Source organism: Heyndrickxia shackletonii, from assembly GCF_001420715.1.
Taxonomy (GTDB): domain Bacteria; phylum Bacillota; class Bacilli; order Bacillales; family Bacillaceae_C; genus Margalitia; species Margalitia shackletonii.
Genome location: NZ_LJJC01000004.1, coordinates 1939376 through 1949458, shown reverse-complemented (window position 1 = coordinate 1949458; position 10083 = coordinate 1939376). Strand labels below are relative to the sequence as shown.

The window sequence follows — 10083 nt, the reverse complement described above, 5'->3', positions numbered from 1 at the left end:
CCCTCTCTTATCTAGGCCATATTCGTTTTTAATTCTTCAATCGTTTGACGCATCGAACGAATGCCAAATGTATATTGAATAAAGGTAAGTTTAATCAAGATCACGGGATCAATACTTGGGCGTCCAACTGCGGAATATGTTTCTTCCACTAAATCATAAATGAAAGAGAAATCAATCGCTGCCTCCATTTTTCGGACTAAATGATTTTCGGGAACCAACTGGTCTAAAGCGATCATTTCTACTTGATCACGTTGAATGGAATTATGTTTTGAAAGCATCTTCATCACCCCAAGTATTATTTCTATTTATATTTTAAAACAAAAAAGACTGTAGGCAAGCTCGATCTTCATCGAGTTTGTCTACAGTCTGAAATGCGCTAATTTTTTAGCGCATTTCTTTTTATTTTATCGATAAGAAAGAAAAACGGCATTCATTTGTCCAGCTCCAGGTGAACTTTGAACTTCAATTTCAATAGAGCCTATCGGCTAGCGGATTTCTACGTCTCAAGTCAACATCAGTTCGTGAACTACCTCACTGTGTTTCCTTTATCTCAATCGAAGACTCCGAAATCCGTACTCCGATGAGCAAGGCCTTCCGCTTTTCTGTGTTTCCCATGAAACAAGATTTCTCGTCAGAATTAGCACTATTTCATGAAGTGTACGGCAAAAAGAAGGAAAATGTCGTGCCTTGTCCAATTTTGCTTTTAACAAAAATATGTCCATTATGAGCATCTACAATATTTTTAGCAATCGCGAGCCCCAATCCTGTACCTGATTTACCGCGTGTTCTTGCTTTATCCGCTTTATAAAAGCGCTCAAAGACAAACGGTAAATCCTCCTCTGGGATCCCTGACCCATTATCCTGGACATGAACTGTGATTCCATTCTCTTTTCTATCCACCATCACTTTTACATTGCCATTTTGTCCGGTATGTCTAATTGCATTATCTATAAGATTGGTCAATACTTGCTCAATTCTGTCAGGATCCAAATCAATAGAAGTATTATTATCAGTTATTCTTTCATATGAAAGATTCACGTTCTTTTCGCGTGCAAGACCTTGAAATTTATTCGTAACCCTTTCAATAAACGGATTTATTTCCGTATCTTCCTTGTACAATGTTATGTGTCCAGCTTCCATTCTTGCTAAATCAAGCAGTTCATTTACAAGTCTGCCAATCCTTAAAGTCTCATCATAAATAATTTTTGCAAATTCTTTCTTTTCCTCATCCGATGCTGCAATATCGTCTATAATCGCTTCACTATATCCTTGCAGCATAGCAATTGGAGTTCGCAATTCATGTGACACATTGGCAATGAAATCATCCCGAAGCTTATCCAGTTTTCGTTCTTCCGTCATATCCCGAAGTACTGCAACTGCTCCACGAACATCTTTTTGATTATACAGCGGACTGACAATAACCACATAGGAATGTCCTTGTATCTTTAATTCATCTGTTTGCTCTTTTTCTGTTTCAATCACTTTGTGAAGTAAAGCTAATATTTCTTCTGGAGCAGGAAGATCTAGATTTTGACTGGGGTCATTTAACCATTGCTGAAGAAACTTCTCTCCTGGAGGATTGGTAATTAATATCGTTCCATCCCTGTCAAAGGTTAATACTCCATCCGCCATACTGCTTAATATGGATGTCAATTGCTCTTTTTCCTGCCGAAGAGCATTCATATTAAATTTTAATTGTTTTCCCATTTGATTAAACGCTGTAGCCAATTCCCCAATTTCATCATGAGTTAAAATAGGGACCTTTGTATCAAATTTTCCTTTTGCCACCTCAAATGCTGCAAGCCTCATCTTTCTTAAAGGAGCAGCGATTCTTGTCGACAAGAAAAATGCAAAGAAAGTTGTTAAAATAATTGCTATTCCTGCTGAAAGCAAAATGATTTTTGTTGTTTGCTGTGTCGTATCTTTTAATACGTTTAATGATTGATAGATAAAAATTGCTCCATTTTCACCCTTTACTGTTTGTAAAGGTACACCTACCACGAGTGTATTATCATAACGATTTCGTGACTTTTCATTTGGGGGTTCTATTTCCTTTTTCTCTGTCTTTTGGCTTTTAAAAACCTTTGAAAGCTGCGGATCATTTAAAATCTTGGCAGGAGTGATATGTTTATTTTTACTTGGAGCTGAGTAAAAAACATTACTTCTATTGTAGGCAATAATAACTTGAGTTGGTTTATCCACTATTTCTAACGCCATCTGAATTCCTACATTATCATTCGGATGTTGCTCAACGATGTGAGCAATTTTATTTGCGGTTGTCTCTAAATCCTGTTCAATTTGGGTAACATGATAACTCTCGAAAAATTCAAGTAGTAATATAGTCAGGATGAAAAGGACAAACGAAACTAAAAGCAAGATAGTTAACCATAGTTTGCCTACAACACTTTTCCAAATTTTCATTCAGAAGTAACCTCAAATTTATAGCCTACTCCCCATACTGTTATAATCATTTTCGCCGCATTTTCCGACACGCGGTTTAATTTTTCTCTTAATCTTTTAACATGGGTGTCCACCGTTCTTAAATCACCAAAAAACTCATAATGCCAAACTTCCTTCAGCAGATGTTCACGATCAAATACTTTATCCGGTGATTTTGCAAGGAAATATAATAATTCATATTCCTTTGGAGTAAGATTCACTTCTACCCCATCAGCGGTAACGCGATGAGCATCATTATCAATAGATAAGTGCGGAAATACGATAACATCCTTTGCCTTTGTATCTGTGTTCAAAAAGCTTGTAGAGGATGATCTTCTTAACAGTGCTTTCACCCTTAAAACTACTTCACGAGGACTAAATGGTTTTACAATATAGTCATCGGTCCCTACTTCAAAACCTTCTACACGGTTTGCTTCTTCCCCTTTTGCTGTTAACATAATCACGGGAGTAGATTTCACAGCTCGAAGTTCTTTACAAACCTCAATCCCATTTTTTCCAGGCATCATTAAATCCAGTAAAATGCAATCATAATCATTTTCAATCGCTTTTATTAAAGCTGTTTCACCATCTTCTGCTTCCTCAATTAAATAATTTTCTCTTTCTAAATACATTTTTAATAATCTTCTAATCCGATCCTCATCATCAACAACTAAAATTCTTGCTTCAAATTCCATTACAATGACCCCCTGTTTCATATTTCGAAAAAAAGCCTCCACATTAGTGAAGGCATTTATTTACCGGACGAAGCGCCGTCCCAAAAAGTTTCATCAAATTTGGAAATTACGCATAAGAATGTAAGCCTGCTATCACTAAATTGACCGCTATTAGATTAAACATAATAATCGCAAAACCAATTACTGCAAGCCATGCTGATTTACTGCCGTGCCAACCTTTTGAAAGACGTAAATGCAAAAATGCTGCATAGAATAACCATGTAATAAGTGCCCAAACTTCTTTCGGATCCCAGCTCCATGCTTTCCCCCACGCTTCTTGTGCCCATATCATTGCAAATATTAGCGCACCTAATGTAAAGACTGGAAATCCAATAATTACCGAGCGGTAACTAATCTCATCTACTAAGTCTAGTTTAATATTCTTTACTAAAGGCTGCAATAATGCTCCGATTCGTTTGCGTGTAATTAATCGAATAAGGATATACAAAATAATTCCTGTAAAGACGGACCAAATCACTGTATTTAACTTCACCGCATTGATGAGAGCAGGAACATAAAATAATGGTTTAAATTGATCCGGATTTTGCATTTTCCCTTCATGCGGTCCAACAATTGCTGGTAGTTCAAAAGTCATACCTTGTTTACCTGCTTGTTCGACACCCTCTTTGTTCACCCAATCAAATTTTGCTGAATAATTCGTTGCGTGGAAGATTGATGTGATAATAATAAATCCAACAACGGATATAAGGATAAACATAACAAATTCCAGCCAAAATGTACTTTTGCTTTTTTTCGTTTGATTGATACTCTTCACTAAATAGATTAATCCTGCTGCAAAACTGATAGCCAGAATCGCTTCTCCCGTTGCCGCTGTCGTTACATGAATATGAAGCCAATAACTTACTAAAGATGGTACTAATGGATTGACTTCTCTCGGGAACAAACTTGCATATGCTATAACGAGTAATGCTACAGGTAATGCAAATACTCCTAATACTGCAGTCTTATAGATTAAGTAAATGATGATAAAAGCAGCTACAAGCATCATTCCAAAAAATGTAGTGAACTCATACATATTGCTAACAGGTGCATGACCTGAAACGATCCAGCGTGCAATAAAATATCCGAGTTGACAAACAAACCCTATGATAGAAATGGTAATACCTATCAAGCCCCAACGATTCATTGCTCTTCCTTCCGTTTTTTTGGAATCGGTGCGGATCGCACCGCCAAAAAAGAATGTCCCAATTAAATATAAAACGAAAGCTACAAACAATAAATTACTGCTTATACTTAATAGCTGATTCATTTCCATCCCTCCTTATTCGATCTCTTTTTCTTTCTTACTTTCTTGCTGATCTAGTGGTATCGGTACATTAGTACCCTCTAAGATTGCCGCTATCTCGGTTTTGATTCCATAATAATTTTTATTTGTATGAGCCGCAACGAAAACTTTTCCGTCTTTTCTAAGCAGCCAAATTCTTCGATGATTCCAATAAGCACCTTGAATGACTCCTATCATAAAGATAGCACCACCGACTGCCAAAATCCATAAAGTTAAATCCTTATGAACCGTTAAAGCGGAAACATTTCTAGTCTCAATTCCTGCAAATGACATTTTATAATCATTTACTCCAAGAGGCTCCACATTTTGTCTGATTGCAACGAAGCTTACCTCACCCTTAGGGTGTTCCGGAGTAAACATTTTAAATAAAAAGGCAGGATTGTCCGGGATACGTGAACTTGACTGTGGTTCGCCATTCTTTGCAAAACCAGTAAAATTAGGATAATACCCGATTAATTCTACCCTATATCCCTTTTGCAGATTATAAACATCTTTTGGATTGAAAAGGTCTATTTTTACAGTTCCAAATGTTTTTCCAGTTTTTTTATTCGTCAATTGTAAAGACATTGATTTTAATTCGTTTGGTTTATAATCCATTTGATAAACGGAATAATGAGCAAATTTCAAAGGATGATTTACACTTATTTTGTCATCCTTTACTTTTTCTAATTTATCCGATTCACCTGGAAGAGCTCCGTCTTTACGTTTATATAACGTTACATTTGTTTGGAAGTTTTTCGCTACTGTGCCGACTCGATCTAAAGCTTGGTCAAAAGCCTTATTATCTTTCCCTTTTTGATATGTATCGAGAATAAATTGGTGGTTTTTCAGTGCATATTTTTCATTAGTACCGGGAATAACATTTGTTTCTCCCTCTCTTATCCAAAGTAAATCATCCACATACATTCCAGGAACAAAGCGAAGCATTGCTCCAATCAAGAATATGATAAGACCTATATGATTTACATATGGTCCCCACCTGGAAAAACGATTTTTTTCTGCAAATAAATTTCCGTTTTCTTCTTTAACATTATAGTGTTTATCTTTTAATCTTTCTTTTACTTTAGCAAGTGTTTGATCACCTGTATCAGAACCTTCAATAAAAAGACGTTGACGCTTAAGAAATCCTTCATGCCTAGTTACACGCTGATTTTTCAAAGCCCTGTGAAGTGGAATGAAGCGATCAAGACTGCAAATAACCAAGGAAACCCCAATTGCAGCAATTAATAAGAAATACCACCATGATCCGTATAAATTATCAAACCCTACTTTATACCATAACTGACCAACCCATCCATATTCGTCATGATAATATTGTTCAGGAGACAGGTTTGTAGGTAACATATCCTTTTGCGGAAAAATAGTACCTAGTGATGAGGCAACTAAAGTAATGACAATAAGCCATACTCCAACTTTTACGGAAGAAAAGAAATTCCAAATTTTATCTACAATTGTTTTATTATATGTTTGGGAACGTCTTGCACTTCCTTCATAGCGCATATTGTACAGCTTTTCTTTTTCCGCTTCTTCCGTTAGCGCTTTCCCGCAAGATTCACAAAGGATGGTACCGACCGGATTCACGTGTCCGCACTCACATTTCATTTCACTCATATGTAAAACTCCTTAGGTTAAGGTTTAATGCTCTCCATAAACCCTTTAAAATCGTTTTTCGTTAAATTTTCATTGCCAATAATCACTTTTTTTACCTTTCCATCAGGACCGATCAGAACGGAATGAGGCAGATTATCTACTCCATACACACTTTGCACATCCCTGTCTTTATCCATTAAGATTGGAAAAGATAACTTATATTGCTTGACAAATTTGTTAACGATAAAATTTGCTTCCCCGACATTGACAGCCAATATTTCAACACCTTTGTTTTTGTATGTTTTATACACATCATCCATGTACGGCATTTCCGATTTACAAGGCGGGCAATAAGTTCCCCAAAAGTTTAAAAATACACCTTTCCCCTTGTAATCCGAGAGGCGATGTGTATTTCCCTGCATATCCGTCAGTTGAAAATCCGGTGCCTTATCCCCAACACTAAGTTTCCCTTGATTATCCTTATTTAGATTTGCATATAATGTGTAACCAACCGCTGCTAATAAAATAATTAAAATTGCTGTCCGTATGTATAATCTTCGCTTTTTTTTCTGAGACATTTTTGCAACCTCCAATCTATAAAACGGTCACACACTTTTGGCTTCATTATAACATTATTGAAACTATAGCAAAAAAGCATTATTTGAAGGTTATGTGAAACTTTTACATTCCGCTGCCGCTTTCGGCCATTGCCCGTAACTGTTTAACCTCATGCGGGGTCAATTCCCGTATTTCTCCGGCATTTATACCACTTAATGTTAAAAAAGCAAATCGTTCGCGTCTTAACTTTTGAACGGGATGTCCTATTGCTTCGAGCATTCTTCGAACTTGTCGGTTTCTTCCTTCATGTATGGTTATTTCCATGATTGATTTTTGCTTTTTCTTATCGAATGATAATAGCTTCACTTTGGCCGGAGCAGTTTTGCCATCTTCAAGACGAATCCCTTTTTCTAATTGCTTTAAAGCCATTTTTGTCGGTATCCCTTGTACTTTCGCTACATAAGTTTTATTTATTTCATAACGTGGATGCATAAGCAAATTTGCAAACTCCCCATCATTTGTTAATAATAACAATCCGGATGTATCATAATCTAATCGACCAATTGGATATACCCTTTCCTTAATATCCGGCAGAAAATCGGTTACTACTTTTCTACCCTTATCATCTGATACCGCAGAAATTACTCCACGTGGTTTATAAAATAAAAAATATACTTTTTCTTCTTTTTCTAGCGGTATTCCTTCCACTTCAATTTTATCTGATGGAGATACCTTGGTTCCAAGCTCTTTCACTACTTTTCCATTCACTTTCACTTTTCCTTCAATAATTAAACCTTCAGCCTTCCTGCGTGAAGCAACTCCTGCTTGTGCAATTACCTTTTGCAGTCTTTCCATTTCTTTTCACCTCATATTAAGTTCTTTATCAATTGGCTTCTTTCTTCATCTTTGTTGCTATTTCAACCGAAATTCTTTCAAATTCCATATTCAGCACTATTATGGATAACTATCTTTAAAATAGATGCCCTGAAACTAGGACTGAATAGGACTTTAAACTAAGTTCGAAAAGGAACAATGTATTCAAAAAACAGCCTTATCCTTTATGAATTATTACATATGAAAAGGAAAAAGCAAAGAAACTATTCTTTTATCCAGTCTACCCTTTTCAGACAAAATAAAAAACTAGCCGCTAACGACTAGTTTTTTAAGTATCATTACTTACCGAACATTAACGAAACAATAATAATTGCTGCAGCAATTCCTACTAGGTCTGCCAGGAGGCCAACTTTTAAGGCGTCTCCCATTTTCTTAATTCCGACTGCTCCGAAATAAACAGTTAAAACATAAAGGGTTGTGTCTGTACTTCCCTGAATAGTGGATGCCAATCTGCCAATATAAGAATCCGGATGATGAACAGATAATATATCACTCATTAATCCTAATGCAGCATTACCGGAAATCGGCCTTATTAATGCAAGCGGAACAACTTCTGATGGTACGCCAAGCCAATCCAGCATCGGCCGCAGGAATTGTACAAAGAAATCGAGTGCACCAGATGCCCGAAAGACAGTAATGGCTACAAGCATCCCAACTAAAAATGGAATGATTGAAACAGCAATTTTTATTCCTTCTTTTCCGCCTTCTACAAAAGTTTCATAGGCGGGTACTTTTTTCCACACACTGTATATTAATATAAACCCTATTAACAACGGGATAATCCAAATCGAAACAAGCGAAATCCATTGCATTTAATTCACCTCTTACGCGATCTTTTATAATGATAGTAGCGATCAATTAAGATGGCAGCGATGGTTGCGATGAATGTTGCAATTAAGGTAGGTCCAACAATTTCTGTAGGAGAAGCAGATTTATAATTCATTCTAATCGCAATGACTGTTGTTGGTATGAGGGTTAACCCAGATGTATTCAGAGCTAAAAAGGTGATCATCGATCTGCTTGCAATGGGCTTTCCGCCATTTAATTCTTTAAGCTGTTCCATTGCTTTTATTCCTAATGGTGTGGCTGCATTACCCAGGCCAAACATATTCGCCATAATATTGGATAAGATGTATCCTAATGCTGGGTGATCTTCCGGAACTTCCGGAAATAGTTTTTTAATGATTGGCCGAAATAATCGGGACAGTTTATCCAGCAGCCCAGATTCTTGGGCAATTCGCATGATTCCAAGCCAAAATACTAAAATACTGATGAGTCCGATGCATAAAGTTACCGCTTCATTCGCAGAATGAAAAATCGCCTCATTAACTGCCTTCATTTTCCCATTCACTGCTGCAAAGATTAATCCTATAATTGTCATTCCAATCCAAATATAATTAACCATTTGTTTTCACACCTATTTGGATTAAAAAGACATGCAAGAATTCCTTAATCCAACCTTCTTTGGCTTTTTTATTCGTAAAATGATAATAAATTGGAACCGTACGAATCGGTGTTTTATCCAAATATATAACAGCTTTGCCAACTATTTCAGGAATCTTTTCAGGGTCCTTCCAGCTTTTGTTTGGTTTCATCACTTTATATTCAATTTCGACTTCTTCTCTTTCCTGCTTTGTTAGCGGATAATCTACCTCATGTTTGATATACACATTATTTTTTAAGTATTTGTTTTTTATAGCTGAAATTTTTCCTTGCTTTAAAATGATGGTAGAATCGTAATTTTTAAATCCGTATTCGAACATGGAAATATGGTCATTCCAATCGTCCGGGTCATTTAACGTTACAACTATAAGATTCTCACCATTTTTGGAAGCGGTCGTAACAAGAGTACGTTTTGCCAATTTTGTAAAACCCGTTTTTCCACCTGTGCAGTATTTGTATTTTTCTGTCAATAGGCGATTCTTATTTCGCCAGCCTTTATACGTTTTTGTTCCTGCTATTTTTTGATACGTTTTATTTTGCATGGCATATCTTGTTAGCAATGCCATGTCGTAGGCGGTGGAAAAGTGATCCATTTTTCTGCTATCCAGTCCATTTGGGTTAGCAAAATGGGTGTTATTCATTCCGATTTCCTTTGCCTTTTGATTCATTAGAAATACAAAACCTTCAATACTTCCTCCTACATTTTCCGCAATTGCATTGGCTGCATCATTGCCCGAACGCAACATCAGACCGTAGACCAAATCTTCAAGCTTTACTTTGTCACCCGGTTTTAAATAGATGGAAGATCCTTCAGTACGAACGGCCTTTTCACTAATCGTCACTTTCTTTTCTAATTTGCCTGATTCAATAGCAAGAATGGCTGTCATAATTTTAGTGATAGAGGCAATTCTGCTAACTTCATTCGCGTTCTTTTCATACAAAATTCTTCCGCTATCTTGATCCATTAATATAGCACTCCTCGCACTAATGGATCCTTTAGCACCTGCTGTTCGAGGAGGAAATACGGTTAGAATTAGAACAAAAATAACGAGAAGGAAAATAATTCGTTTCATGAATTTGCTCCTCTTCCTTTTAATCTTTTATACCTTGTCGAATTTA

9 protein-coding genes and 1 pseudogene are annotated in these 10083 nt (G+C 36.4%); all 10 read right to left on the bottom strand.

What is annotated here, in order from left to right; all coding sequences use genetic code 11:
* Positions 1-14: 14 nt before the first annotated feature.
* Positions 15-278, bottom strand: a pseudogene (locus tag AN964_RS09235) (IS1182 family transposase); the annotation flags it as partial.
* 370 nt (positions 279-648) lie between these two features.
* Positions 649-2421: an ATP-binding protein gene (locus AN964_RS09230; protein WP_055739399.1), complete on the bottom strand. Its 1773-nt coding sequence runs from the start codon at positions 2419-2421 to the stop codon at positions 649-651.
* Positions 2418-3134: a response regulator gene (locus AN964_RS09225; RefSeq protein ID WP_055739398.1), complete on the bottom strand. Its 717-nt coding sequence runs from the start codon at positions 3132-3134 to the stop codon at positions 2418-2420. The genes AN964_RS09230 and AN964_RS09225 overlap by 4 nt, the downstream gene beginning before the upstream one ends.
* A 106-nt stretch (positions 3135-3240) precedes the next feature.
* Positions 3241-4443 carry a c-type cytochrome biogenesis protein CcsB gene (gene ccsB / locus AN964_RS09220; RefSeq protein ID WP_055739397.1) on the bottom strand — a complete coding sequence of 401 codons (1203 nt, stop codon included), beginning with the start codon at positions 4441-4443 and terminating at the stop codon, positions 3241-3243.
* Positions 4444-4455: 12 nt separating this feature from the next.
* Positions 4456-6090 carry a cytochrome c biogenesis protein ResB gene (gene resB / locus AN964_RS09215; RefSeq protein ID WP_055739396.1) on the bottom strand — a complete coding sequence of 545 codons (1635 nt, stop codon included), beginning with the start codon at positions 6088-6090 and terminating at the stop codon, positions 4456-4458.
* A 17-nt stretch (positions 6091-6107) separates the two neighbouring features.
* Entirely contained in the window at positions 6108-6647 is a 540-nt protein-coding gene (gene resA / locus AN964_RS09210; protein ID WP_055739395.1) for a thiol-disulfide oxidoreductase ResA, read from the bottom strand.
* A 103-nt stretch (positions 6648-6750) separates the two neighbouring features.
* Positions 6751-7482, bottom strand: coding sequence for a 23S rRNA pseudouridine(2605) synthase RluB (rluB, locus tag AN964_RS09205; protein WP_055739394.1), 732 nt, complete (start codon positions 7480-7482; stop codon positions 6751-6753).
* 317 nt (positions 7483-7799) lie between these two features.
* Positions 7800-8333, bottom strand: a complete 534-nt coding sequence (locus tag AN964_RS09200) for a spore maturation protein (protein ID WP_055739393.1) — start codon at positions 8331-8333, stop codon at positions 7800-7802.
* A 5-nt stretch (positions 8334-8338) separates the two neighbouring features.
* The gene (locus AN964_RS09195) at positions 8339-8926 is read right to left on the bottom strand and encodes a nucleoside recognition domain-containing protein (protein ID WP_055739392.1); all 588 of its coding nucleotides are present in this window, start codon (positions 8924-8926) and stop codon (positions 8339-8341) included.
* On the bottom strand, positions 8919-10037 hold the full coding sequence (locus AN964_RS09190; RefSeq protein WP_055739391.1) for a D-alanyl-D-alanine carboxypeptidase family protein: 1119 nt from the start codon (positions 10035-10037) through the stop codon (positions 8919-8921). The genes AN964_RS09195 and AN964_RS09190 overlap by 8 nt, the downstream gene beginning before the upstream one ends.
* Positions 10038-10083 lie beyond the last annotated feature (46 nt).